A 24,890-nucleotide genomic window follows, 5' to 3' on the forward strand; every position below is an offset into this window, starting at 1 on the left:
CTCATTCCACGCCGAGTTGAGCCATGTCTCCTGGCTGCCCTCCGCGATAGGTGACGAACTCCACGACGGGATGATGCTCGGCGACGTACGCGGCCAACCGCTGACCGAATTCGGCATCTGCGGACTCCCCCAGCAGCATGGTCACCATCTCACCACCCGCCGACAACAATTGATCGAGCAGGCTACATCCGGCCGTGATCGCGTCGGACCCGATAACCACCACTTCCCGCCCGACCAAACCGAGGCCGTCACCGGGTTCACATGTCCCGACCCACGTCAGGGCGCGTCCCTCGGCGATTCGGACCGAAGCCCACCGGGTCCCGGCCGCCGCTTCGGACATCGTGAATGCGTCGTCCACTCCCTCTTTGGTCGGGTCGTGGACGGCGAGTGCCGCCAGGCCTTGAACCATCGACGACGACGGAAGCATCAAAACGTCCTTGCCGGCGTTGCGTGAAGCGACGCTGACGGCCACCAACTCCTGGGCGGACAATGCCCCGTTCGGCAGAACGAGGACCTCCGTGTGCCTGGATCCGACGATCGCCGCGCACAACTGTGTGGGTCCTATCTCTGTTGTGTCGCAACGAAGTACGTGTGCGCCCTCGGCGAGGTACAGCTGCTCGGCACCCTCACCTGCGACCACCGCCAATATCTCTCGACCGATGACTTCCCCGCCGTCGTCCGGAGTCGAAGCCGCCGTGCCACAGCCCTCCCCTGTACCGAAGGCTGCAATGCGCACACCGTGTATCCGCCCGGCACCTAAGCCTATATCGACGGCCAGACCAGCATTGGCCGTGTGAACATGAGCGGACCACGAACCGTTGCCGTCACCGGCGACGACCACCGAATCACCGATCTCTGTCAGCGCTCGCCGCAACTCGATCGCAGCGTCGTCGTCGATATCGGAAAGCTGATAGAGGACCTCGTATCCGACGATCGCCTCTCCCACCTGCACCGAATCGAGGCGATTGTTCGATCTCGGCATCACGGCGCGACTGGTCTCGGTCGTCACTTGCCGGTGGTAGCGCTGTCTCGGCGGCGGCTCGCTTCCGGTCACGACACCGCAGAGCGCGTCGAGCATCACGAGAAGACCGAGTGCGCCTGCATCGACGACCCCTGCTGCTCGAAGAGCCGGCAGTTGGTGGCGCGTGCGGTCGAGTGCCACGGCTGCCGATTCGGCCGCGCAGCGCGCCACTGCTGCGATATCGCACGGCTGATCGAGGTTTGCGACCGCGCAAGCCGAACTGCCGAGCACGCTGACGATCGTCCCGTCCACCGGAACGCTCACGACGTCGACGACGAGGTCGGCCGCCCGAACCAGTGCACGGGTGAGCGCGGCTCCATCGAACTCACCGTCGGCCGCAACCTCTGCAACGGCACGCAGCAATTGAGACACGATCACCCCGGAATTCCCCCGCGCACCGGCTATGGAGCCTTGTGCCAGCGCTGCCGAAACGGCAGCGATATCGGCGTCCGCGCCTGCGGTCCGCATCGACTCCACCGCTGCACGAATGGTGAACACGAGATTGGTCCCGGTATCGGAGTCCGCGATCGGGAAGACATTCAGTTCGTTGATCTCGTCGCACCGAGCAGTGAGGCCGTCGACACATCTATAGGCCCACAGCCGAATGCCCTCGACCCCCAGAGAGGACATGGGCGGGGACATGGGACTGCCGACGGCCATGGACTTCTCACCGTGCTCGACCACGTCAACCACCTGTTCGCCCCCAGTTCTCGCTGAAAGAACCCACATTCGTTTCGGCTGCGCCACCGACCTTCCATGACCCAGCATCTTTCGACGAGTCAGCCTAGACTCGAGCTACTGCAGGCACTGGTCGGCACTCCGTCGAGCGTCTCTCACGACGTGGAGTCTGGACGCGGTTTGGTTAATTCCCGCTACGCCCGCTATTCTTGCAGGGTTGCCCGGTGTGGTTCGGCGTACTGTCTGCTGAAGTTATTCGGAGCAATCGCCCGCACGTTAATGATCAATCATCTATCAAGGAGTTCGCGACTATGGCTGCCGTCTGCGACGTATGCGCCAAAGGGCCCGGCTTCGGTAAGTCGGTCTCGCACTCGCACCGACGGACCAACCGTCGTTGGAACCCGAACATCCAGACCGTTCATGCACAGGTTGCCCCCGGCAACAACAAGCGTATGAACGTCTGCACGTCCTGCCTCAAGGCAGGCAAGGTGGTTCGGGGCTGACTTTCGCCCACGAGACTCGACTATGGCCTCACTGCTCTCGGAGCAGTGAGGCCATAGTTGTCTTGTCTGCCACGGCAGTTCAGCAAGGATGTCCTCGCGATCGCTTCTCGATCGTCAGGGCACCGTCGATGCCGACCGATGCGGCCGGATACAGTGCGATTGTGACGAACTTCGAAAGCACGAATCATGTCGAACTGGTTGACGGCGTCCTGAAGATCATCGTGTCGACCGATGCTGCAGGCACCTCGCTCAGTGGCGATGCCATGACCGAAGGGGCTGCGGCACTTCGGTCGGTGAACGCAGGTGATCTTCGCGTCGGATGCGTTCTTCTCGTCGGTACCGGCCCCAATTTCTGCGCGGGCGGCAACGTGCGAGCTTTCGCTTCAGCGGACGATCGCGGAAGTTACGTCCGCGCCGTGGCCGACGGCTTCCATGCCTTCGTCCTGGAACTGGCGGCCACGACAGTTCCCGTCGTCGCCGGTGTGCACGGATGGGCAGCAGGTGCCGGGATGAGTTTGGTCTGTCACGCCGATGTCGCCATCGGCGGGCGGGCAACCAAGATGCGTCCGGCTTACCCAGGAATCGGTTTCACCCCGGATGGCGGGATGACCTGGACTTTGCCGCGCATCGTGGGCTCGGTCAGAGCGCGTGACATTCTCCTGAACGACTCGATCCTCAACGGCGAAGAGGCCGTGCGACTCGGATTACTGAGCCGGCTCGTCGGCGACGACATCATCGTGAGCGAGGCCGAGCGGTTGGCTCGAACGTTCGCCGCCGGGCCGACATCGGCTTACCGCGGCGCGAAAGAGTTGCTGGCGCACTCGGAGCACCGGACTCTGGCCGAGCAATTGGAGGCCGAGGCCGTGTCGATCTCCGCGGCGGCGGTTGGACACACAGGCCGCGAAGGTGTCGATGCTTTCGTCGAGAAGCGTCGACCCGATTTTTCCTGACTCGCACACAGTCAGGAAAGCCGCCAGTCGATAGGCTCGTATCCGCCGGCGATCAGTAGCTCATTGGTGCGACTGAACGGCTTGGTGCCGAAGAATCCTCGCGATGCCGACAACGGTGAAGGATGCACGGACTCGATGATGGGAGTCCGTCCCAGCATGGGTTTGAGTGTGGCCGCGTCGCGACCCCACAAGATAGCGACGAGTCCCGACGGCCTTTCTGCTTCCTCGCGCGCTACGAGTGCTCGAATCGCCTGCTCGGTCACCGCTTCCCACCCCTTCTTGCGGTGCGACGCGGCGACCCCTGGTTCGACGGTGAGGACTCTGTTGAGGAGGAGAACCCCCTGATCCGCCCATGGCGTCAGGTCTCCGCTCGATGGCGTCGGAAATCCGAGATCGTTCGAATACTCCTTGAAGATGTTGGCGAGGCTCCGCGGGACGGGGCGAACGTCGGGAGCAACCGAGAAGCTCAGTCCGACAGCGTGGCCGAGTGTCGGGTACGGATCCTGGCCGACGACGAGAACACGGACGTTGGCGAAAGGCCTTGTGAACGCGCGCAGCACGTTCTCACCGGACGGTAAATAGGTGCGTCCCTCGGTGATTTCGTTTCGAAGAAAGTCCCCCATTGCCGAGATCCGGTCCTCCACCGGTGCAAGTGCTGTGGCCCAACCACTTTCGACGATGTCGGTGAGTGTCCTACCGCTCATACGTCCAACCGCCGAAGCGAGTCGCGGTAGTAGGTGGCATTGGCCGCATACATTTTCACGTTGATGTCGAGGTGACCGAGCGGAACCTCGTATCCCTCGCGGACTTTCGCGGGTACCCCCAGAGCCATCCGTCGCTCTGGAACTACGAATCCGAACGGAACCACCGCGCCGGCGCCGACGATCGAACCAGCACCGATCGTCGAGCCGTTGAGGACCACCGAGCCGGAAGCGATCAGGCAATCGTCACCGATAATTGCCCCTTCCACATGAGCGTTGTGTCCGAGGACGCAGTTCGATCCGATCACGGTCGGGTGGATCGGCGTGCAGTGCAAGACCGTTCCGTCCTGCACATTGGTGTAAGAGCCGACCGAAATAGTTCCGTAGTCACCGCGAAGGACTGCTCCCGGCCAGACAGACGAGCCTGCGGCCAGTGTCACAGCTCCGATGATCACAGCGTCAGGATGCACGTAGGCGTCGGGATGTATCTGCGGTTCACGGTCGCCGAGCGCGTAGATTGCCATGTCCTGCAACTTACAGGTCCAAAAAACTTGGCCGACCCAGGTGAAGCCGCCGACGGCAGCGCAGTCGACCCTCGACTGTCAGGTCGAGAAACTCGACCACCCGTTCCCGCCCGAGAACTTCCGACCGTCGACGGTGACCCCGGCACCCTCGCGGACCCAGCCGATCCGAATCCACCCGGCGGGGAGCGAGGCATCCGCCGGGAAGGTGCCTACGAACGAGTGATCCTCTCCACCGTTGAGAGCCCAGTCGAGCGCGGATGACCCGAGATCGTGTGCGGCGTCGACGATCTCCTCGTCCAGGGTGATCGATTCACTGTGGAGATCGATGGCGACCGAGGATGCTTGGGCGATATGGCCGAGATCGGCGATCAACCCGTCGGACACATCGGTCAAAGATGTCGCACCACCGACCGCGGCGGAGATCCCCTGAAGATAGTCGGGTTGCGGAGCGCGATGGAATTCCACGAGGCTGCGATGCCGCGTCGATCCCGCGAGAAGCACAGCGAGACCGCCTGCCGACCACCCCAACCGTCCGCTGACGGCAACGACGTTGCCCGATTCCGCCCCGGACCGCAGGATTGGAGATCTTCCGCCGAGGTCCCCGAGCGCGGTGATCGAAATCACCAAGCTGTCACTCTGCACGAGGTCACCACCGACGATTCCGGCGCCTGCTCGGCTCGCCTCCCGCCACAGCCCTTCGGTCACGCCATCTGTGACGTCGATGGACGTGTCGGCCGGGCACCCCAGAGCAACGAGAAATCCGGTGCACCGCGCTCCCATCGCAGCGATGTCCGCACCGTTCTGTGCGATTGCCTTCCGGCCGATATCGACCGGGCTGGACCAGTCCAGACGAAAGTGCCTGCCCTGCACCAACATATCCGTGGTCACGACGACCCTGCCATCCGGTGCGGCGACAACGGCAGCGTCGTCGCCCGGACCCAGGATCGAGTCCGCGGTCTGCACGCGCCCGCGAGTGGCGCGTTCGATAACCGCGAATTCGCCGATCTCGGCAACGGTTCGCTGCCGGACTTCGACACGATCTTCGTCGTCGATGATCTTCCTCCTACATCTGGTGCGGCAGGCTTGCCGCCGACCCTGCGGTACCTCTCAGCTGCGGCCGAGCAGAGACCTGACTACTTTCGACGCGCGCGAGAAACCACCGCGACACTACCTGGGTGTCACGGTGGCGGATTTCGGACGGGCCGATCACCAGTAGGCTGAGCTGTCGAATGTCCGACAACGACTCCTGATGACACCGAGGACGATGAATACCGACGATCACGCGCCCGAGCCCACCCCCGAGCCCGCGCCCGACAAGCGCCATCCCGCGGTAATCGCGACCGCGATCGCACTTCCCGTTGCCCTGATGGTCGGGTTCATCGTGGCTGCGGTATCGATATCCGGAACCTCGACGCGGGCACCCGAGGCCCTTGGGCCGGTCGACGCTCCTGCTGCAGACAGTGCCGACTGCAGCGCACTCGTCGATGCCTTACCAGCATCACTCGGCGACTATGCGACCGTCGAGCTCGCCGATCCGGCACCGCTCGCAACCCGAGCCTGGGCGCTCGACGACGACACATCCGAGCCCGTGGTCTTGCGGTGCGGCCTGAACCGCCCCGACGGATTCGATGTCGCAGCGCCTTTACAGGTGATCAACGGCGTTCAGTGGTTCGAAGTCTCCGGCGCCGACTCGGGCATCGAGGCGAGCACGTGGTTTGCAGTAGATCGCCCGGTGTACGTGGCGCTGACCGTGCCGAACGGGTCCGGACCCACGCCGCTGCAAGATGCCTCTACTGCGATTTCGGACTCACTCGCGCAGACACCTCTCGATCCAGCCCCACTTCGGTAGGTAACCGAACTATCTCAACCCGGTGCCGCGCGCGAGTGCGGTCTGGATGAGGGTGTCGATCAGCGTTCCATAATCGACGCCGGTTGCGTTCCACATCTTCGGGAACATCGAGATCGAGGTGAATCCCGGCATCGTGTTGATCTCGTTGATCACCGGTCCGTCATCTGTGACGAAGAAGTCGACGCGGGCCAGACCTTGGCAGTCCAAGGCACGGAATGCGTCGACTGCTGCAGCCCGGATGGATGCGCTGATGTCCTCGGTCAGAAGTGCCGGAACGTCGAATTCACACACGTTGTCCAGGTACTTGCTGTCGAAGTCGTAGAACGTGTGATCGTCGGCTAGGGCGTCGGGCATTCTGATCTCCGCCACGACGCTTGCTCGGATGGATCCATCCGGAAACTCGAGGACTCCGCACTCGACTTCACGTCCGTGAATTGCGGCCTCCACGATCACCTTCGGATCATGTCGGCGAGCCTCTGCCACCGCTGCCGGAAGCTGGTCCCATGCGACGATTCTCGTGATACCGATCGACGATCCCCCACGCGCCGGCTTGACGAACGCAGGCAGGCCCAGCGACTCCTGTTGGTCGGCCGTCAGTGCGTCGGTGCCTCGTCTGAGCACGATCTGCTTGCCGACCGGCAACCCCTCCGATGCCAGTAGCTTCTTGGTGAACTCCTTGTCCATGCCTGCGGCGCTGGCGAAGACTCCAGGCCCGACGTAGGGAATTGTGGCGAGCTCGAGGAGACCCTGCAGCGTGCCATCCTCGCCGTACGGGCCGTGCAGAATGGGAAACACGACGTCCACCGACGCCAAGATCTTTCCTGCGTCCTCGTCACCCAGACCGATGATGGCGCCGCGCCGGGTGGGGTCCGCTGTCAACGCCAGAGCCGTACCGTTCTTGTCCACCGACGGCAGGGACCGTCCGTGGATGGCAAGTTCGTCGACGTCGGTGGCACCGAGAACCCATGCACCATCGGTGGTGATACCGATGGGAATCACGTCGTATCGTTCACGGTCGATGTTGTCGAGCACGCTACCTGCGGATACGCAGGAAACGGCGTGCTCGTTGCTCCGACCACCGAAGATCAGGGCGACTCTGGTACGAGGATTGCTCACGGCGAAACCGTACCGTCACCCCGAAGAGGGGCCTAGACGTGGCCCGCCGACGCTACTCGGGCTTGATCCGACGGCCGAGCAGATGACCCACTGCATCAGGGACCGACAGTCCGCTGTGGCACACGCGGTGCACCGCGTCGGTCAACGGCATCTCGACGTCGTAACTCTCCGCCAGAGCCCGCACCGAGGTGCACGACTTGACGCCTTCGGCGACCTGACCGTTCGCTGCCGCCTGGGCACTCTCCATCGACCCACCGACGCCCAGCCGTTCCCCGAAGGATCGATTTCGTGACAGCGATGACGAACAGGTCGCCACCAGATCACCGACGCCTGCCAAGCCTGCAAGGGTGGCGGGTTTCGCCCCGAGCGCCGAACCGAGCCTGATGATCTCGGCGAGACCACGAGTCATGATCGAGGCGAGCGTGTTTTCGCCGTACCCGACTCCGCTGGCCATGCCGCACGCCAACGCGATCACGTTCTTGCACGCACCACCGATCTCGACCCCGATGACGTCCGAATTAGTGTACGGCCTGAAATATCCAGTGGCACAGGACTTTTGAACCTCTAGAGCACGTCTGGAGTCCGAGCATGCAATAACCGTGGCGGCCGGCTGTCCCTCGGCGATGGGCCGAGCGAGATTCGGGCCGGACAACGCTGCGATTCGGCTCGGATCGGCTCCGGTCACCTGACTGATGACCTGACTCATACGTAGCAATGTCCCGGTCTCGATCCCCTTGGCGAGGCTGAGCAAGGTTGCATCGGCTGGAATCGAGTCGGTCCACACGGCGAGGTTGTCCCGAAGCGACTGTGACGGTACGGCGAGAACGACGATATCCGCACCGTCCAGTGCACGGCCTGGATCACTCGTCGCCGAGATCGAAGACGGCAGTGTGATTCCCGCAAGATAGTCCGTGTTCTCGTGACTATCGTTGATCGACTCGGCCAACTCCGGACGTCTGGCCCACATCGTGACGTCGGTGCCTGCGTCCGCGAGCACCTTCGCGAATGCGGTTCCCCACGATCCAGAACCGAGTACCGCTGCTTTGGTCATCGAACGCCACCTTCTTTGGTTGCCAAGAAATCATGTGGACCACGCCGGACCACAGTATCTGTCCGAGGCGTTGCCGAGGCCGAACTCCACTGATACTCGAGTCGCTGACAGAATGGACCGTCATGGGAAGAGCGCACGTGGTGATTGCCGTCAGGGACCTGGTTAGCGCCAAGTCTCGGTTGGCCGACTCGTTCACCGCTGCCGATCGTGCACGGCTCGTCGTGGCGATGCTTCGCGATACGGCCGAGGCCGCTCGGGCCGTCGACTCGGTCGTCGGGATCACGGTGGTCACTCCCGATCCCGCGGTCGCAAAGATCGCCGAAAGCATGGGCGCGCGCGTTGCGCGGGAGCCGTCGAGCGATCCTTCGGAGGACTCGTCCACACGGCTCAACTCTGCGTTCTCCACTGCTGCATCGGCAATCCGGGCGCAGGATGGACTCGACATCGTTGCACTCCAAGCCGATTTGCCCGCACTGCGCAGCGAGGAATTGGCGCAGGCGTACGCGCGTGCTCGACCGAATGGCCGATCCATAGTCAGCGACCATCATGGAACCGGCACAGCAGCGTTGATCCTCAAGGGCAGTTCGGGTCGTTTCGACCCGCTGTTCGGCCCGGCATCGGCGCAACGTCATCAGGATTCCGGTGCGCTCGACCTCGACGGCCACTGGCCAGGACTGCGTCTGGACGTCGATACGATCTCCGACGTTCGGCTCGCTTTCGAACTGGGTGTGGGTCGCAAAACGACGGAAGTGCTGCACTCGCTCGGTTGGTGAGGTATCGCCGACCAAGTAGACCCGGACAATTCACCGATCCGAGTTTCACAGTCCACCCGAATGGGGGATGATCGGACGGTGAGCAACAGTGAAGGACCAGCCGCCGCCGCCGGATCGTCAGAGTCGGACGGCAGCACCGACACAGTGCAGTCGAGTGCACCGCCGACGAACCCGACGCCAGGTAATCCGACGTCGCTTCCTGCGACTACTGCGCTCGATTCTCTGGACGCCGCGGACGCACTGCCCGAGAACCGGTACCTGAACCGGGAATTGAGCTGGCTCGACTTCAACTCCCGCGTCCTCGCTCTCGCGGAGGATTCATCTCTACCGCTTCTGGAGCGAGCGAAGTTCCTCGCCATCTTCGCGTCCAATTTGGACGAGTTCTACATGGTGCGAGTGGCAGGCCTGAAGCGCCGCGACGAGACAGGGTTGTCGGTCCGCTCCGCGGACGGTCTCACACCGCGTGAACAATTGGCTCTGATCGGTGAGCGCACTCAACAGCTTGCACACCGCCATGCTCGCGTCCTCCTCGACGCCATACTCCCCGAGCTGACTTCCGAGGGCATCGCGATCATCCGCTGGTCCGATCTCGATGCGGATGAGAGGGAGCGTCTGTCCGGTTATTTCCACGAACAAGTGTTTCCGGTCCTCACCCCGCTCGCCGTCGACCCGGCTCACCCGTTCCCCTACATCAGCGGGTTGAGCCTCAATCTTGCTGTGACAGTGAAGGACTACGCCACCTCGGGTGAGCACTTCGCACGCGTCAAGGTGCCGGACAACGTCGATCGTTTCGTCCGAGTACGACGCGGCGACGGCAGCCATCGCATCGATGCGTTTCTGTCGATGGAGGAAGTGATCTCCGCACATCTCGATGTGCTGTTCCCTGGTATGGACGTAGTGGAAAGCCACGCCTTCCGCATCACTCGCAACGCCGACTTCGAGGTAGAGGAAGATCGAGACGAGGATCTCCTCCAAGCATTGGAGCGCGAACTCGCGCGTCGCAGATTCGGCTCTCCCGTTCGACTCGAGATCGCAGACGACATGACCGAGCACATGCTCGAATTGCTGCTGCGAGAGTTGGATGTCGACCCCGGTGACGTGATTCAGGTGCCCGGCTTGCTCGACCTCTCATGCCTGTGGCAGGTGTACGGCGTGGACCGGCCGAACCTTAAGGATGCGCCTTTCGTACCTGCAACGCATCCGGCATTCGGGGAACGTGAAACTCCCAAAAGTGTCTTCTCCACCCTTCGCGACGGGGACGTACTGGTACATCACCCCTACGACTCTTTCTCCACCAGCATTCAGCGCTTCATCGAGCAAGCTGCGGCCGACCCCCAGGTTCTCGCCATCAAGCAAACTCTGTATCGAACGTCCGGCGACTCCCCCATCGTCAACGCTCTCGTCGATGCCGCAGGTGCGGGCAAGCAGGTGGTGGCACTCGTGGAGATCAAGGCAAGATTCGATGAGCAAGCCAACATCGAATGGGCGCGCAAGCTCGAAAAGGCAGGGGTCCATGTCGTCTATGGACTCGTAGGACTGAAAACGCACTGCAAGACGTGCTTGGTGGTTCGCCGCGAAGGCTCTGTGATCAGACGGTACTGCCACATCGGAACCGGCAACTACAACCCGAAGACCGCTCGAATCTACGAGGACGTGGGCTTGTTGACCTCCTCGCCCGAGATCGGCGCCGATCTCACGGATCTGTTCAACTCTTTGACGGGGTACTCGCGAAAGACCAGTTATCGCAACCTCCTCGTAGCTCCCTACGGGGTGCGCCGGGGCATCGTGGAACGTATCGAAGGCGAGATCGAGCGCAAGCTGGCGGGCGGCGAGGCGGGAATTCGGCTCAAGGCCAACGCCCTCGTCGACGAGCAAGTGATCGATGCGCTCTATCGCGCATCGGCGGCCGGTGTCTCGGTTCAGGTCGTCGTACGCGGAATCTGCGCACTGAAGCCGGGTGTACCCGGCCTGAGTGAGAACATCGAAGTACGTTCCATTCTCGGTAGATTCCTCGAGCACTCGCGTGTACTGAATTTTCGGGGTGCCGATGAGTTCTGGATCGGAAGCGCGGACATGATGCACCGAAATCTCGACCGTAGAGTCGAAGTCATGGCGCAGGTGAAGGATCCACGCCTCACTCATCAGCTGGACGAAATTTTCGAGTCTGCTTTGGATCCGACGACTCGTTGCTGGGAACTGAGAGCGGACGGAGGCTGGGCAGCGTCCCCCGCCCATGGCGAGAAGGTCCGTGAACACCAACAGGAATTGATGCGTAGTCGTCGAAACCAGGCTTCGTAATGGCAAACCGCAGCACGCCACTGCCTGCCAACATCTTTGCCGCCGGGGCGGTTCTGTGGCAAAAATCTCAGAGCGTGAACGGAGAGATCAGCGTCGCACTCGTTCACCGGCCGAAGTACGACGACTGGTCTTTTCCGAAAGGGAAGATCGATCCAGGAGAGACTGCGGTGGTGGCGGCCGTCCGAGAGGTCGAGGAGGAGACCGGGTTCGCCGCACGCTTCGGGCGATACCTGTCGAAGGTCACGTATCCCGTTCCCGGGCATAGACGGATAAAGAAGGTCGACTACTGGGCGGCAGAAGCATACGACGGCAAGTTCGAACCGAACGACGAAGTCGACGAGCTCCGCTGGGTCTCACCGACCGAGGCATCGGAGGAGTTGTCGTACCCGATGGATCGGAAGATCCTCCGTAGATTTCTCGAGAAGCCGCCCGACACCGACACCGTCCTTCTCGTCAGACATGGGCGCGCCGGGCGACGCTCACGATACAAAGGCGACGACACGTTGCGGCCGCTGGACAAGGTCGGACAATCTCAGGCCGACGCACTGGTCGCTCAGCTCTTGGCATTCGGAGCCGACGGCGTCCACTCCGCCGACAGGCGACGTTGTGTTCAAACAGTGCAACCTTTGGCCGATCGGCTCGGCGAAGAGATCACCTTGGAGCCGCTCCTCTCCGAGGAAGGCTACTGGGAGGATCCCGCGGGTGCGCGCGAGCGTGCACGTGCGATCGCGTCGGCGGGTGGTGTCCGAGCAATTTGCAGCCAGGGGAAAGTCATCCCGGATCTGTTGCAGTCGTGGGCCGATGAGGACGGCGTGAAACTCCCGCCGAACCGGAACCGCAAGGGCAGCGTCTGGGTACTTTCACTCCACGGTGGTCGGTTGATTGCAGCAGACCACCTTGCCAGTCCATTGCCGGTGATTCCGGCCGGGGATTGAACCAGTAGATCCTCACACACGAAAACAGGGCCCAGGCAGTATCTGCTTGGGCCCTGCTCTCTGTCCGTTCGTCGATTACTGAATCGACGAACTACTTGCGAGCTGCGCGCTTTGCCGGGGCCTTCTTTGCCGCGGTCTTCTTCGCTGCAGTCTTGGCCGGAGCCTTCTTCGCTGCAGCAGTGGCCGGAGCCTTCTTCGCTGCAGTCTTGGCCGGAGCCTTCTTCGCTGCCGCAGTGGTCGTGGCCTTCTTGACAGGCGCCTTCGCGGGAGCCTTCTTGGCCACTGTCTTACGTGCCACCGTCTTGGCGGGAGCTGCCTTCTTCGCGACGGTCTTGGCCGGCGCTGTCTTCTTTGCGACGGTCTTGACCGGTGCAGCCTTCTTGGCCGCGGCAGTGGTCTTGCGTGCCGTGGTCTTGACTGCGGCCTTCTTGGCGGCCGTCTTCTTCGCTGCAGCAGTCTTCTTGACTGGCGCCGAAGCGGATCCACGCTTTACTGCGGGTCCGGTTGCGGGAAGCTTCTGTCCGCCGGCGATCACTGCCTTGAACTGAGCGCCCGGACGGAATGCGGGGACATTGGTCGGCTTTACCCGAACCGTCTCACCGGTGCGCGGGTTGCGGGCGACACGCGCCGCACGACGACGCTGCTCGAAGACGCCGAAACCAGTGATGGTTACGCTCTCGCCGCGATGGACCGCACGCACGATGGTGTCGACGATGTTCTCGACAGCCTCTGTGGCGCTCCGCCTATCCGACCCCAACTTCTCGGTCAGGGCGTCAATCAGCTCTGCCTTGTTCATGGAATTCCTCCGCAATATTGTGGTCCATCGTCGGACCGACTACTACAACGGTAAACCCCAAGTCGTCAAGAGTCTATGCGCCACGCCATTTCTCATCACGTGTCGCGCAATGTGACAGGGCCACACAGCGTGTCGGAGCGCTCCCTCGTCACCCTTCCAAAGGTTCCTCGATACGTGCCGGAAGCGTCGCAGGTTTCCATGAAGGCCTTGACTTTTCGTACTCGGAGATCGCCTCTACCTGGCGTAATGTCAGTCCGATGTCGTCCAGACCTTCCAGCAGACGCCATCTCGTGTAGTCGTCAATGGCAAAGCGCACCACCAAGGTTCCGGCCGTTATGGTCTTCGATTCGAGGTCGACAAGAATTTCCAGACCGGGCTGTTCCTCGAGGACTTTCCAGATCAATTCGACGTCGCTCTGCTCGACTTCTGCCGCGAGAAGCCCCGCCTTTCCAGCGTTCCCACGAAAGATGTCGGCGAAACGAGATGCGATGACGACCCGAAATCCGAAGTCCGATAGCGCCCACACTGCATGCTCGCGGGAAGATCCAGTTCCGAAGTCGGGGCCGGCAACCAGAACCGAGCCTCGGTCGTAAGGGCTCACATTGAGAATGAATTCCGGGTCGTTACGCCATGCTGCGAAGAGTCCGTCTTCGAAACCGGTGCGCGTCACCCGCTTCAGGTACTCCGCAGGAATGATCTGGTCGGTGTCGACGTTCGAACGGCGCAGAGGCACGCCGATTCCTTGGTGGCGGATAAAGGCTTCCATCGAAAAATCTCCTACGTTTGACGAACGATCAGGCGGCTCGAGCGAAAGAACTAATCAAGATCGGCAGGGGACGACAGTGTCCCTCTGACCGCGGTGGCGGCCGCGACCAATGGCGAGACAAGGTGCGTACGGCTGCCTTTGCCTTGCCGACCCTCGAAATTTCGATTGGAAGTCGACGCCGATCGCTCCCCTACAGCCAATTGATCGGGGTTCATTCCCAGGCACATCGAACATCCCGCTTGGCGCCACTCGGCTCCTGCGGCAGTGAAGATGTCGCCGAGACCTTCCTTTTCGGCCTGGGCGCGAACCCGCATCGATCCGGGCACCACCAGCATGCGCACCCCCTTCGCCACCGTCCGCCCTTCCAGGACTCCCGCGACGGCACGCAGATCTTCGATTCGTCCGTTCGTGCACGAACCGACGAACACTGTGTCGATCGACACCTCTCGAAGTGGCGTCCCCGCTTCGAGACCCATGTACGCCAACGCCTTCTCGGCCGAGAGCTTTTCTCCCTCGTCGGTCATGTCGGCCGGGTTCGGCACCCGATCTGCCAGTGGCGCACCCTGACCGGGGTTCGTACCCCACGTGACGAACGGAGTCAGACTGGAAGCATCGATGTGAACTTCGTTGTCGAAGACTGCGTCCGCGTCCGTTGCGAGTTCCTCCCACGCCGAAACAGCGGCGTCCCAGTCGCTTCCCTGCGGGGCATGCGGCCGGCCTTTGATGTACTCGTACGTGATCTCGTCGGGTGCGATCATCCCGGCACGCGCACCTGCCTCGATCGACATGTTGCAGATGGTCATTCGAGCTTCCATCGAAAGCTTTCGAATGGCTTCGCCGCGGTATTCGAGTATGTATCCCTGCCCGCCACCCGTCCCGATCTTGGCGATGACGGCCAGAATCAAATCCTTACTCGTCACCCCGGGCGCCAATTCACCGTCCACGGTTATCGCCATCGTCTTGAACGGCCTCAGCGACAGAGTCTGAGTGGCCATCACATGCTCGACCTCGCTGGTTCCGATTCCCATCGCTATCGCCCCGAATGCACCGTGGGTAGAGGTATGACTGTCTCCGCAGACAACTGTCATACCCGGCTGCGTCAGACCGAGTTGAGGTCCGATGATGTGCACGATTCCTTGATCGAGATCGCCCATGGGGTACAGGCGAACTCCGAATTCTTCACAGTTCCTACGAAGAGTGTCGACCTGGGTGCGCGAGACGAGATCCGCGATCGGCGCAAAGATATCGGCCGTCGGGACGTTGTGATCCTCGGTTGCGATGGTGAGATCCGGTCGACGCAGCGGGCGGTCGGCCAGACGAAGACCGTCGAACGCTTGCGGACTCGTCACCTCGTGAACGAGGTGGAGATCGATGAAGATGAGATCGGGTTCCCGGGAGCCCCCTTCGCCGCCGCCTCGAACGACGACGTGCTGATCCCATACCTTCTCTGCCAGAGTGCGTGCTGTGCCGGCCATCAATGCCACCAACCTTTTCCTGATGTATGTCGCGCCGGTGGACTACGGGCTGGCCCACGTCGCGCTATCGCACCGACATTACGTATCTCCCGCCGCGAGCGAGCACATTCCGCAATGTGCATTCCCACGATGCGAGACGCTAGTATCGGTCTATGAGACAGCATAGCGGCATCGGCGTTCTGGACAAAGCGATGGGGGTTCTCCATGCGGTTGCCGCGGAACCCTGCACGCTCAGTGATCTCTGCATCAGAACCGGGCTCCCCCGCGCCACCGCACATCGCCTGGCCGTCGGTCTCGAAGTCCACAGGCTCGTTGCGCGTGACGCGCACGGGCTCTTCCGGCCCGGGCCGGGACTGGCCGAACTTGCGGCGACTGCCACCGACACCTTGCTCGACGCAGCAGCGTCCGTCCTTCCGCGCTTGCGCGAAATCACGGGCGAAAGCGTGCAAATCTACCGGCGCGAAGGCACCGTACGGGTCTGCGTTGCCTCGATGGAACCGCCGACAGGTCTGCGCGACACGGTTCTCGTCGGTGCCCGCCTTCCCATGTCGGCAGGCTCCGGCGCGAAAGTTCTACTCGCTTGGGCCGATCCGCAAACCCAACGCACCGTTCTGCCGGATGCCGAATTCGGGGAACGTGTGCTGATCGAAGTCCGCAGGCGGGGTTGGGCTCAGAGTGCCGGGGAACGTGAGCCAGGAGTCGCCAGCGTCGCAGCACCGGTTCGAGATGCGGCAGGAAATGTCATCGCCGCTGTATCGGTCTCAGGGCCCATCGACCGAATCGGCCGTAGGCCCGGCGCGCGTTGGGCCGCAGATCTACTCGCTGCTGCCGAGGCGATACACAAACGGCTCTGACACGAACATATTCGGAATCTACGATCTTCGATGCCCCGTTCTCTGATAAGCAATGAGCGTGGGAACTAGTCAGCGCGCGCAGATAATAATGACCGACGTCGAAATCGCGACGTTCATCGACAGAAGTCGAGTTGCGACTCTCGCCACCATCGGAGCCGATGGACAGCCTCACCTCGTAGCAATGTGGTACGGCGTCATCGACGGCGAGGTGTGGTTCGAGACCAAGGCAAAGTCTCAGAAGGCCGTCAACATACGTCGTGACTCACGGATCACGGTGCTCGTCGAGGACGGCAACACCTATGACACTCTCCGCGGCGTCTCCTTCGAAGGGACAGCGGAGATACTCGACGACCCCGAATCGATCTCTGCAGTAGGCATAAGCGTGTGGGAACGGTACACCGGGCCGTATTCGGAACAGGTGCGTCCGATGGTGGAGCAGATGATGAAGAAGCGGATTGCAGTCAGGGTCGTGGTCGACCGCACCTGCTCGTGGGATCACCGCAAGCTCGGCCTACCCGCTATTCCACTGGGTGGATCCACGGCCGAACACGTATAGCGGGTGAGAGTGGAGACAGAGGCGTCAATCTCCGCTCCGATTCTGCGGTACCTTTTTCTCGTCACCGACGTGCAAGGAGCGATCATGACAGAACCCAGCAAAGAAGACACGAAGAAGAAGTTTCGCGAGGCCCTGGAAAAGAAGAATCACAAGTCGGCTACCGCGGTCGAGCACAAGGATGGCGGACCGAAGGTGAACAACGCCCACGGCCCCGCCGATCATCAGCGGATGTTCCGACGCAAGAGCGTCTAGGTTCGTAGACGTAGACCCACTCGCACAGAACGAAAAGACCCTCTCACCGAACCGGTGAGAGGGTCTTTTGTTCGTTGTAGCCCCGACGGGATTCGAACCCGCGCTACCGCCTTGAGAGGGCGGCGTCCTAGGCCGCTAGACGACGGGGCCAGGAACTTCTTCGAATGCAACCAGACTTCGGTTGCAAGCACAATCAACTGTGTACGACCAGATGAGAGCTTAGCCAGCTTAACCGGCTGACGTTCGGTAACAAAATCACCACCGAAACGCTTGCTGGGGTACCAGGACTCGAACCTAGAATGGCGGTACCAGAAACCGCTGTGTTGCCAATTACACCATACCCCAATGACCTTCTACGACGTCCACACAACCAACATGTGCACTGCGTTCTGGGCCGGAATAGAGACTATCAAAGGACACCCGGGTTTCTCCAAATCGGCTGGTCAGAGTCTCGAACTACGCACCAGAGCGTCCTCTGGACCCGCGGGAACGACCTCGAACGTCCTAGCGGACACTCGATCTTGTGATCAACGACGGTAGATGCGAGTGAAAGTTGTCGTAGTGCCGACGGGCACCGTTCATCACCTCTTCCCCACCGACGACGACGGGCGCCTGTCCGGGCAGCGAGAAGAATGCACCGACCTCGCTGCAGCCGTGTACCGAATCGAGACCGCAGATCGTCCCAGGTGGATTTGGGAGTCCACTGCGCGTACCTATGGCCCCCTGCTGGAGGCAGGGGTACACGTCGACCGCTGTCACGATCTTTCCCTCGTGGAAGGGATCCTCGCCGTCCGCCGCGGCGAGGTCCCCCCACCCACGACTGCGCCCGAAGACGACCGCCCGGGGTTGTTCGACGCATACGCATATCCGAGCTCCGAATCGATCCTCGACTTGCATCGCCGGCACGTAGCGGAAAGCGCGACATCGACCGGCCTCCGACTCTTGTTCGCTGCAGAATCCGCGGGGGCACTCGCCGCTGCGGAGATGAGCCACGCCGGTTTGCCATTCTCTGCCGACGCACACGATCGATACCTCGAGACGATGCTCGGCCGACGCCCTCGCGACGGAGACTTGCCGCCCGCGATCATCGAGCTCGAATCCGAGATCAGCGCTGTGTTCGGTCGCCGAGTCAATCCGAGTTCACACCTGGAAGTAATCGCCGCTTTTGCCCGGGACGATATCGAACTGACCTCGACGCGTGCCCACGTTCTCAGCGCCGTCGATCACCCGGCAGTTCCCCTGTTGCTTCGCCACCGGGATCTATCGAAGTTGTTCGGTACCAACGGATGGGCATGGTCGAAGGCATGGGTTCGGCAGGACCGGTTTCGCCCAGTCTATGTGCCCGGTGCGGTGGTGTCCGGTCGCTGGGCCAGCCGCGGTGGTGGTGGACTTCAACTTCCGAAACCCCTGCGCACCAGCGTGATAGCGGAGCCTGGCCACGATTTCGTCATCGCTGACGCCGGACAGCTCGAGCCACGGATATTGGCTGCGATGTCGGCCGATCCCGCAATGACCGAGGCTGCCGGTACCGAAGATCTGTACGCCCCCGTCGCACAGGCGGCCTTCGGCGGCGACCGAAACAAAACGAAAGTTGCCATCCTCGGGGTCTTGTACGGCGCCACTTCAGGTGAGTCGCGGTCCCTTCTTGCCTTGCTACGCCGCAGGTTCCCCGAGGCCGTGGATTACCTCGAGCGGGCCGCTCGGAGCGGTGAACGCGGGGAGGTCGTCCATTCGTGGCTCGGGCGCGCGTGTCCGCGACCGTCGGCCGAGTGGTGGGCACACGGCGATGCACATGCGCGCGGGCGATTCACCCGAAACTTTCTCGTGCAGGCGACCGCGTCGGAATGGGCAGTATGCCTGTTGGCCGAGTTACGAAAGAGGCTGGCAGCCGAACCGGGGTCCGGCGAACTCGTCTTCTTTCAACACGACGAGGTAGTCGTGCACAGTCGCGACTGCGTCACAGCTCGTCGGCACATCGAAGACGCCGCACTCAATGCCACACGGCTTCTCTTCGGCAACACAGCAGTTCGATTCCCGATGGATATCGCGGTGAGAGCTTGCTACGCCGATCCGGAGGACTGAGCTTCTTCGTCGGATCCATGCCCGTCGAAGGTCACCTCGATCTCCTCGAACCCCTTGCTGCGTTGCGCTTCCGCCTGCCCGGTGTAGGTGAGACGGTCGCCCTCGGTAAGGATCACGTCATCGGTGAACGGCGTCAGAAGTGAACGGGGGTAAAGCTTTTCCACCCGAACTACATCGATCTCGACGGCGAAGACGATGAGGACCGAAGCAATGTACATGAACGCCAGAAGTCCGATCACTACCGCGAATACCCCGTTGGTGATCGACGCTCGGCCCACGACATATCTGATGTACACGCCGCCGAATGTCTGCAGAATCTGCCAGAGAACCCCGGCCACGATAGCCCCCGGAAGCACGTTCGAGATCGACAAGTCGCGGGCCGTCGCCAGCCGGAAAGCGACGGTGAAGACGATGATGTTGAGAAGAATGGACGCAATCAGCACCACACTGCCGTTGATGCGGCCGAAGACACCGGCAGAGCTGGCAACGTTGACGGCAGTGATAGCCAGGACGGCGACCCCGACCGTGCTGAGTAGCGCAAGCCCGCGCACTCGTGAACGAATCGGGTTCGGGCGAAGGTTCTTCGGTACTGCCCACGCAACATTCATCGCATTCTGAACGGCTACGGCGACCCCGAGCCCACCGTAGAGCGAACCCAGGACACCGATGATCAGACCGAGATTTCCGCCGCCGATCTTGTCCGGTTCACCGACCTCGTCACCGATGATAGGAATCTGACTCAGCGCCGAATCCAGAATCTGTTGCTGCAACCGCGGATCACCGGCCAACACGATTCCTAGGATGGTCGATCCGAGCAACAGCAATGGAAAGAGCGACAGAAACGCATAATAGGCGATCAGGGCAGCGAGATAGCCGCCCTGATCGTCCACGAACTTGTAGATCACCGCCAGCGGAAAGCCGAGGACCGGGTGGCGACGCTGGACTCGGTCCACCCGTGCGGCGATAGACACCCGGTTACCGCGCCGATCAGCCGATGGAGGCGCGCGCAGCGCCGAGTCGCGCGAGCGTCTTCTCGCGCCCGAGGAGTTCCATCGACTCGTACAGTGGCGGAGAGATGTGCGATCCGGTCACCGCGACGCGGACCGGTGCAAAAGCCTTGCGCGGCTTGAGTTCCAAGCCGTCGATCAGTGCCGCTTTGAGCGTCGCCTCCAGATCTGCCGTGCGCCAGGAAGACAACTCGGTCAATGCCGTGATGGTCGCGTCGAGAACGGGTCCGGCATCGGCAGTCAGATTCTTCGCCGCCGCCGCTGGGTCCACCCCGAAGTCATTGTCGGCGACGTACAGGAACTTCAGCAGTCCCCAGGCGTCCGACAACACCACGATGCGTGTCTGCACGAGATCGGCGGCCACGGCAAACTGCTCCTCGTCGACCTGCTCGGGCAAATGCCCCTGCTCGGTCAGGAACGTGCGCAGTCGCGCTGCGAAATCCGCAGGCTCGAGCAGCCGAATGTGCTCGGCGTTGATGGCATCGGCCTTCTTCTGGTCGAATCGAGCCGGGTTCGAGTTCACCGTGGAGATGTCGAACGCCGCCACCATCTCCTCGAGAGAGAAGACGTCATGGTCGTCGGAAATGCCCCAGCCGAGAAGCGCCAAGTAGTTCAGCAGCCCCTCGGGCACGAATCCGCGGTCACGGTGGATGAAGAGATTGGATTCAGGATCGCGCTTGGACAGCTTCTTGTTCCCCGGGCCCATCACGAACGGTAGATGGCCGAATTCGGGTGTGCTGTCCGCGACACCGATCCGGATGAGCGCCTCGTACAACGCCAACTGTCTCGGGGTCGAGGACAGTAGGTCCTCACCGCGAAGCACGTGTGTGATCTTCATCAAGGCGTCGTCCACCGGATTCACCAACGTGTACAACGGAATCCCGTTACCGCGGGTGAGCGCGAAGTCCGGGACGGTCCCTGCTTTGAAAGTCGTCTCCCCACGGACGAGGTCCGTCCACGACAGGTCGTGATCGGGCATACGCAACCGAACGACGGGGCTGCGGCCTTCGTCGAGGAACTTCTGGCGCTGCTCGTCGGTCAAATCCCGATCGAAATTGTCATAACCCAACTTGGGGTCCCGCCCAGCGGCCTTGTGGCGGGTCTCGACCTCCTCGGGGGTCGAGAAGGAGTGGTACGCCTCCCCAGCTTCGAGCAACTGCCGGACTACATCGAGATGCTGATCACGCCGGAGCGACTGCCGATACGGTTCGTACGGCCCACCGACCTCCGGGCCCTCGTCCCAGGTGAGTCCGAGCCATCGCAGTGCGTCGAGAATCGCCGCGTACGACTCTTCGGAATCACGCGCTGCATCGGTGTCTTCGATGCGGAAGACGAAAGCACCACCATGATGGCGCGCGAACGCCCAGTTGAACAGTGCCGTGCGGATCAAGCCCACGTGCGGGGTTCCGGTCGGTGACGGACAGAATCGGACTCGTACTTCGTTGGAGGTCATAGCTCGCTCGCGTTCGAGGGGAAGGTGAAAGGATCGTCAGTTCTTGGCGGCGACGGGGTTGGTCAGCGTGCCGATGCCCTCGACCGTGACCGACACGGACTGTCCCGCGGTGATCGGACCGACGCCCTCGGGGGTACCGGTGAGGATCACGTCGCCGGGCAGCAGAGTCATGACGGCCGAGACCCACTCGATGATCTCAGGGATATCGTGCAGCAGCAACGACGTCCTACTGCGCTGTTTCACTTCGCCGTCGACCTCGGTCGTGATTTCGAGGTCGGAGGCGTCGAGCGAGGTCTCGATCCAAGGCCCGAGCGGGCAGAACGTGTCGTGCCCCTTGGCCCTGGTCCATTGACCGTCGTGCCGTTGATGGTCGCGAGCAGATACGTCGTTCGCGACGGTATAACCCAGGATCACATCGAGAGCTTTCGCTGCAGGCACGTCCTTGCACGGACGCCCGATCACGATGGCCAGCTCGCCTTCGTAGTGAACCTCGTTCGAGGTAGCCGGCAACATGATGGGCGCTCCCGGCCCGACGATCGAGGTGTTCGGCTTGATGAAGATAACGGGATCCTTGGGAGCCTCCCCGCCCATCTCGGCTACATGTGCAGCGTAGTTCTTTCCGACCGCTATGACTTTGCTGGCAAGGATCGGCGCGAGCAGACGAACGTCGGCCAGTGGCCACGACCGGCCTGTGAAAGTCGGTGTGCCGAAGGGATGTTCGGCAATCTCCTTGGCGGTGCGTTCATCACCCTCGCCCTCGATACTCACGAATGCCACACCATCAGGACTTGCAATTCGACCCAGACGCATGTCGAAAGTCTATCGACCTTCCATTACGCGGCGTCCATGCCGTCCGATGCAGCATGCGATACGGGTGTAACGTCGCACCTGCATTTCAGATACCAAGATTCAAAGTTCACATAGTGGGATAGGAAATGAGGCCATGACTACAACGGATCACGTGCTGGACACCGACAGCGCGAGAAAGTGGTTCATGCTCGCGCTCGGAATGCTTGCGCAGACTTCAGGCGCGGTGTTCATCAACGGTGCTGCATTTCTCATTCCGGCTCTGCACGAGGATCGCGGGTTGAGCCTGCCCAGTGCTGGACTGCTCGTCGCGATGCCGACGGTGGGCATCATGCTCACGCTGATCGCGTGGGGCATGCTCGTCGACCGCATCGGCGAACGCCTCGTACTCACTCTTGGGCTCAGCCTCACTGCGGCTGCCAGCTTCGCGGCGTACTTCACCACCTCGTTCGAGATGCTCGGCCTGTGCCTGCTGATCGGCGGAATGGCCGCAGCCAGCGCAAACAGTGCATCCGGACGCGTCGTCGTGGGATGGTTCCCGCCCCAACGACGCGGCCTCGCCATGGGAATTCGCCAGATGTCGGTACCACTGGGCGTCGCCATCGCTGCGTTGTCGATACCGCCCATCGCGCGAGACCACGGCGTCGCGGCGGCACTGTTGGCCCCCGCAGTCATCTGCGCACTGGCAGCCGTGCTGTGCCTGGCCGTCGTCGATCCCCCACGCCCGACGCGAGCCGATGCAGCCGAACGGGGACTACTTGAAAACCCGTACAGGGCCAGTTCTCAACTCTGGCGGATTCATTCCACCTCGATCCTGCTCGTGGTGCCTCAGTACGTCGTGTGGACCTATGCGCTCGTCTGGCTCATGACCGATCGCGAATGGTCGGCAGCCTCGGCAGGCATCTTGGTGACCGTCACCCAAGTCCTCGGAGCGTTCGGTCGAATGGGAGTCGGCGCACTGTCGGACCGAGTCGGAAGCCGAATGCGTCCGTTGCGATGGGTCGCGATCTCGACGACCGTGAGCATGCTCGCGCTCGCCGTCACTGACTGGCTGGACTCCCCGATCTCCATCGCACTGTTGGTCGTGGCTTCGATCGTCACCGTTGCACCCAACGGGTTGGCCTTTACTGCCGTTGCCGAGTTCTCGGGATCCTATTGGAGCGGGCGCACCCTCGGCGTCCAGAACACCGGGCAGTACATCGCGGCGTCTCTCGTACCGCCGGCGTTCGGCGCCCTCGCCGCAGTGAGCTTTCCGCTGGCATTCCTGGTCTCGGCCGTCTTCCCTGCCTTGTCCGTCCCCGTCATCCCCGAAGATCACGAGAGCAACGAGTAGAGACCGAGAACGAACGAATGCCTCTCACCGCACCCAGAAGGTGCACGTGAGAGGCATTCGACTCGAAGCTATGAAATTTACAACTTGCCGGCGATCCGGTCGCCGATCTCCTGGGTACTCGCGACGACCGCCCCACGTGAGGCGAGATCCGCTGCGACCGCAGCTTCCACCCGCTCGGAGTTTGCGGTATCGCCCAGGTGTGCCAGCAGCAACGAGACGGACAGAATTGCCGCAGTCGGGTCGGCCTTGCCCTGGCCCGCGATATCGGGCGCACTGCCGTGGACCGGCTCGAACATCGACGGATTGGTGCCGGTGGCATCGATGTTTCCGCTGGCTGCCAGGCCGATGCCGCCGCTGACGGCAGCGGAGAGGTCTGTGACGATGTCACCGAAAAGATTGTCGGTGACGATGACGTCGAACCGGCCCGGGTCGGTGACCAGGTGAATCATCGCGGCATCGATGTGCTGATAGGCAACCTCGACGTCGGGAAATTCCGAAGAGACCTCTTCGACGGTGCGTGCCCACAGGCTGCCGGCGAAGGCCAACACGTTGGTCTTGTGCAGCAACGTCAAGTGCTTGCGACGTCCGAGCGCACGGGCGAACCCGTCGCGAACGACCCGCTCGACACCGTAGCGAGTGTTGACACTGACCTCGGTGGCAACCTCGTGCGGTGTGCCGACACGTAGGGCACCACCGTTTCCGGTGTAGGGGCCTTCGGTGCCCTCACGCACGACGACGACGTCGATACTCTTGTTTCCCGCAAGTGGTCCGACCACGCCGGGGTACAACTTGGACGGCCGCAGGTTGATGTGGTGATCGAGCGCGAACCGTGCATTGAGCAACAGTCCGCGTTCGAGGATTCCGCTGGGAACCGATGGGTCGCCGATGGCACCCAGGAGAATTGCGTCATGTCCGCGAATCTCTTCCAGGACCGAGTCCGGAAGAAGTTCGCCGGTCGCGTTGTAGCGGCGGGCACCGAGGTCGTATTCGGTCTTCTCGACACCGGGCACGACGATGTCCAGCACCTTCAATGCCTGTTCGACGACCTCAGGGCCGATTCCATCTCCAGCGATGACGGCGAGCTTCATTGAACTCCTCGTTCTGTGTAAT

Annotated in this window: 24 protein-coding genes and 2 tRNA genes; 11 read left to right on the top strand and 15 right to left on the bottom strand. The window is 62.1% G+C overall.

All coding sequences use genetic code 11. From position 1 onward, the window contains the following. Position 1: 1 nt before the first annotated feature. A complete protein-coding gene (locus ABIB36_RS10890) occupies positions 2-1,663 on the bottom strand; it encodes a DAK2 domain-containing protein (RefSeq protein ID WP_502944888.1) in 1,662 nt (553 codons plus the stop codon). 347 nt (positions 1,664-2,010) lie between these two features. On the opposite strand from ABIB36_RS10890, the gene rpmB reads away from it, so the two are divergent. Continuing rightward, positions 2,011-2,202, top strand: a complete 192-nt coding sequence (gene rpmB, locus ABIB36_RS10895; RefSeq protein WP_084348574.1) for a 50S ribosomal protein L28 — start codon at positions 2,011-2,013, stop codon at positions 2,200-2,202. A gap of 128 nt (positions 2,203-2,330) precedes the next feature. Then, a complete protein-coding gene (locus tag ABIB36_RS10900; protein WP_502944878.1) occupies positions 2,331-3,152 on the top strand; it encodes an enoyl-CoA hydratase/isomerase family protein in 822 nt (273 codons plus the stop codon). 11 nt (positions 3,153-3,163) lie between these two features. Here ABIB36_RS10900 and ABIB36_RS10905 read toward each other — a convergent pair whose 3' ends face one another. The 3 genes from ABIB36_RS10905 to ABIB36_RS10915 all read right to left on the bottom strand — a co-directional run bounded on the left by ABIB36_RS10905 (position 3,164) and on the right by ABIB36_RS10915 (position 5,433). Next, the gene (locus ABIB36_RS10905) at positions 3,164-3,856 is read right to left on the bottom strand and encodes a uracil-DNA glycosylase (protein ID WP_084348572.1); all 693 of its coding nucleotides are present in this window, start codon (positions 3,854-3,856) and stop codon (positions 3,164-3,166) included. Next, positions 3,853-4,377 carry a gamma carbonic anhydrase family protein gene (locus ABIB36_RS10910; RefSeq protein ID WP_354559494.1) on the bottom strand — a complete coding sequence of 175 codons (525 nt, stop codon included), beginning with the start codon at positions 4,375-4,377 and terminating at the stop codon, positions 3,853-3,855. Before ABIB36_RS10910 ends, ABIB36_RS10905 begins: the two co-directional genes overlap by 4 nt. A gap of 78 nt (positions 4,378-4,455) precedes the next feature. Continuing rightward, on the bottom strand, positions 4,456-5,433 hold the full coding sequence (locus ABIB36_RS10915) for a thiamine-phosphate kinase (protein WP_502944887.1): 978 nt from the start codon (positions 5,431-5,433) through the stop codon (positions 4,456-4,458). A 193-nt stretch (positions 5,434-5,626) separates the two neighbouring features. Between ABIB36_RS10915 and ABIB36_RS10920 the strand changes: the two genes are divergently transcribed. Next, positions 5,627-6,226, top strand: coding sequence for a DUF3515 domain-containing protein (locus ABIB36_RS10920; RefSeq protein ID WP_373270558.1), 600 nt, complete (start codon positions 5,627-5,629; stop codon positions 6,224-6,226). Between the two features lie 9 nt (positions 6,227-6,235). Here ABIB36_RS10920 and ABIB36_RS10925 read toward each other — a convergent pair whose 3' ends face one another. Together ABIB36_RS10925 and ABIB36_RS10930 are read right to left on the bottom strand one after the other, a co-directional pair. Continuing rightward, positions 6,236-7,342: a D-alanine--D-alanine ligase family protein gene (locus tag ABIB36_RS10925; protein WP_084348568.1), complete on the bottom strand. Its 1,107-nt coding sequence runs from the start codon at positions 7,340-7,342 to the stop codon at positions 6,236-6,238. Between the two features lie 52 nt (positions 7,343-7,394). Then, positions 7,395-8,393 (bottom strand): NAD(P)H-dependent glycerol-3-phosphate dehydrogenase, encoded by a 999-nt coding sequence (locus ABIB36_RS10930; protein WP_084348567.1) that lies wholly within the window; start codon positions 8,391-8,393, stop codon positions 7,395-7,397. Positions 8,394-8,515: 122 nt separating this feature from the next. On the opposite strand from ABIB36_RS10930, the gene cofC reads away from it, so the two are divergent. Genes cofC through ABIB36_RS10945 form a run of 3 tightly spaced genes read left to right on the top strand, consistent with a single transcriptional unit; the run spans position 8,516 to position 12,399 of the window. Beyond that, positions 8,516-9,166, top strand: a complete 651-nt coding sequence (cofC, locus tag ABIB36_RS10935) for a 2-phospho-L-lactate guanylyltransferase (RefSeq protein ID WP_256895912.1) — start codon at positions 8,516-8,518, stop codon at positions 9,164-9,166. Between the two features lie 60 nt (positions 9,167-9,226). Beyond that, entirely contained in the window at positions 9,227-11,464 is a 2,238-nt protein-coding gene (locus ABIB36_RS10940) for an RNA degradosome polyphosphate kinase (protein ID WP_084348566.1), read from the top strand. Beyond that, positions 11,464-12,399 (top strand): NUDIX hydrolase, encoded by a 936-nt coding sequence (locus tag ABIB36_RS10945; RefSeq protein WP_084348565.1) that lies wholly within the window; start codon positions 11,464-11,466, stop codon positions 12,397-12,399. Before ABIB36_RS10940 ends, ABIB36_RS10945 begins: the two co-directional genes overlap by 1 nt. A 91-nt stretch (positions 12,400-12,490) precedes the next feature. Here the strand turns inward: ABIB36_RS10945 and ABIB36_RS10950 are convergent, their stop codons facing one another. The 3 genes from ABIB36_RS10950 to leuC all read right to left on the bottom strand — a co-directional run bounded on the left by ABIB36_RS10950 (position 12,491) and on the right by leuC (position 15,436). Beyond that, a complete protein-coding gene (locus tag ABIB36_RS10950) occupies positions 12,491-13,195 on the bottom strand; it encodes an HU family DNA-binding protein (protein WP_084348564.1) in 705 nt (234 codons plus the stop codon). 148 nt (positions 13,196-13,343) lie between these two features. Beyond that, positions 13,344-13,961 carry a 3-isopropylmalate dehydratase small subunit gene (gene leuD / locus ABIB36_RS10955; RefSeq protein WP_084348563.1) on the bottom strand — a complete coding sequence of 206 codons (618 nt, stop codon included), beginning with the start codon at positions 13,959-13,961 and terminating at the stop codon, positions 13,344-13,346. 50 nt (positions 13,962-14,011) lie between these two features. Further along, entirely contained in the window at positions 14,012-15,436 is a 1,425-nt protein-coding gene (gene leuC / locus ABIB36_RS10960; RefSeq protein ID WP_136169323.1) for a 3-isopropylmalate dehydratase large subunit, read from the bottom strand. A gap of 152 nt (positions 15,437-15,588) precedes the next feature. Here leuC and ABIB36_RS10965 point away from each other — a divergent pair, with 152 nt between their 5' ends. The 3 genes from ABIB36_RS10965 to ABIB36_RS10975 all read left to right on the top strand — a co-directional run bounded on the left by ABIB36_RS10965 (position 15,589) and on the right by ABIB36_RS10975 (position 17,098). Continuing rightward, on the top strand, positions 15,589-16,290 hold the full coding sequence (locus ABIB36_RS10965; RefSeq protein WP_084348562.1) for an IclR family transcriptional regulator: 702 nt from the start codon (positions 15,589-15,591) through the stop codon (positions 16,288-16,290). A gap of 58 nt (positions 16,291-16,348) precedes the next feature. Next, the gene (locus ABIB36_RS10970) at positions 16,349-16,846 is read left to right on the top strand and encodes a PPOX class F420-dependent oxidoreductase (protein ID WP_354559707.1); all 498 of its coding nucleotides are present in this window, start codon (positions 16,349-16,351) and stop codon (positions 16,844-16,846) included. Positions 16,847-16,930: 84 nt separating this feature from the next. Next, positions 16,931-17,098: a DUF5302 domain-containing protein gene (locus ABIB36_RS10975; protein WP_168708266.1), complete on the top strand. Its 168-nt coding sequence runs from the start codon at positions 16,931-16,933 to the stop codon at positions 17,096-17,098. Positions 17,099-17,175: 77 nt separating this feature from the next. Here ABIB36_RS10975 and ABIB36_RS10980 read toward each other — a convergent pair. Further along, positions 17,176-17,248: transfer RNA gene (locus ABIB36_RS10980), tRNA-Glu, on the bottom strand. Between the two features lie 123 nt (positions 17,249-17,371). Next, a tRNA-Gln gene (locus ABIB36_RS10985) sits at positions 17,372-17,443 on the bottom strand. Between the two features lie 195 nt (positions 17,444-17,638). Between ABIB36_RS10985 and ABIB36_RS10990 the strand changes: the two genes are divergently transcribed. Next, positions 17,639-19,180: a bifunctional 3'-5' exonuclease/DNA polymerase gene (locus ABIB36_RS10990; protein WP_354559489.1), complete on the top strand. Its 1,542-nt coding sequence runs from the start codon at positions 17,639-17,641 to the stop codon at positions 19,178-19,180. Here ABIB36_RS10990 and ABIB36_RS10995 read toward each other — a convergent pair. From ABIB36_RS10995 to ABIB36_RS11005, 3 genes are read right to left on the bottom strand one after another with little or no spacing between them, the layout of a single operon-like run. Further along, a complete protein-coding gene (locus ABIB36_RS10995; protein ID WP_354559487.1) occupies positions 19,159-20,151 on the bottom strand; it encodes a YihY/virulence factor BrkB family protein in 993 nt (330 codons plus the stop codon). The two genes, ABIB36_RS10990 and ABIB36_RS10995, sit on opposite strands and share 22 nt — an antisense overlap. 16 nt (positions 20,152-20,167) lie before the next feature. After that, entirely contained in the window at positions 20,168-21,640 is a 1,473-nt protein-coding gene (gene gltX / locus ABIB36_RS11000; RefSeq protein WP_354559485.1) for a glutamate--tRNA ligase, read from the bottom strand. 36 nt (positions 21,641-21,676) lie between these two features. Continuing rightward, positions 21,677-22,450: a fumarylacetoacetate hydrolase family protein gene (locus tag ABIB36_RS11005; RefSeq protein ID WP_084348557.1), complete on the bottom strand. Its 774-nt coding sequence runs from the start codon at positions 22,448-22,450 to the stop codon at positions 21,677-21,679. Between the two features lie 133 nt (positions 22,451-22,583). Here ABIB36_RS11005 and ABIB36_RS11010 point away from each other — a divergent pair, with 133 nt between their 5' ends. Next, positions 22,584-23,780: an MFS transporter gene (locus ABIB36_RS11010; RefSeq protein ID WP_354559483.1), complete on the top strand. Its 1,197-nt coding sequence runs from the start codon at positions 22,584-22,586 to the stop codon at positions 23,778-23,780. 77 nt (positions 23,781-23,857) lie between these two features. Here ABIB36_RS11010 and ABIB36_RS11015 read toward each other — a convergent pair whose 3' ends face one another. Further along, a complete protein-coding gene (locus ABIB36_RS11015; protein WP_354559481.1) occupies positions 23,858-24,868 on the bottom strand; it encodes a 3-isopropylmalate dehydrogenase in 1,011 nt (336 codons plus the stop codon). Positions 24,869-24,890: the final 22 nt, after the last annotated feature.

Source organism: Rhodococcus sp. UYP9 (assembly GCF_040547235.1).
In the GTDB taxonomy this organism is placed as follows: domain Bacteria; phylum Actinomycetota; class Actinomycetes; order Mycobacteriales; family Mycobacteriaceae; genus Rhodococcoides.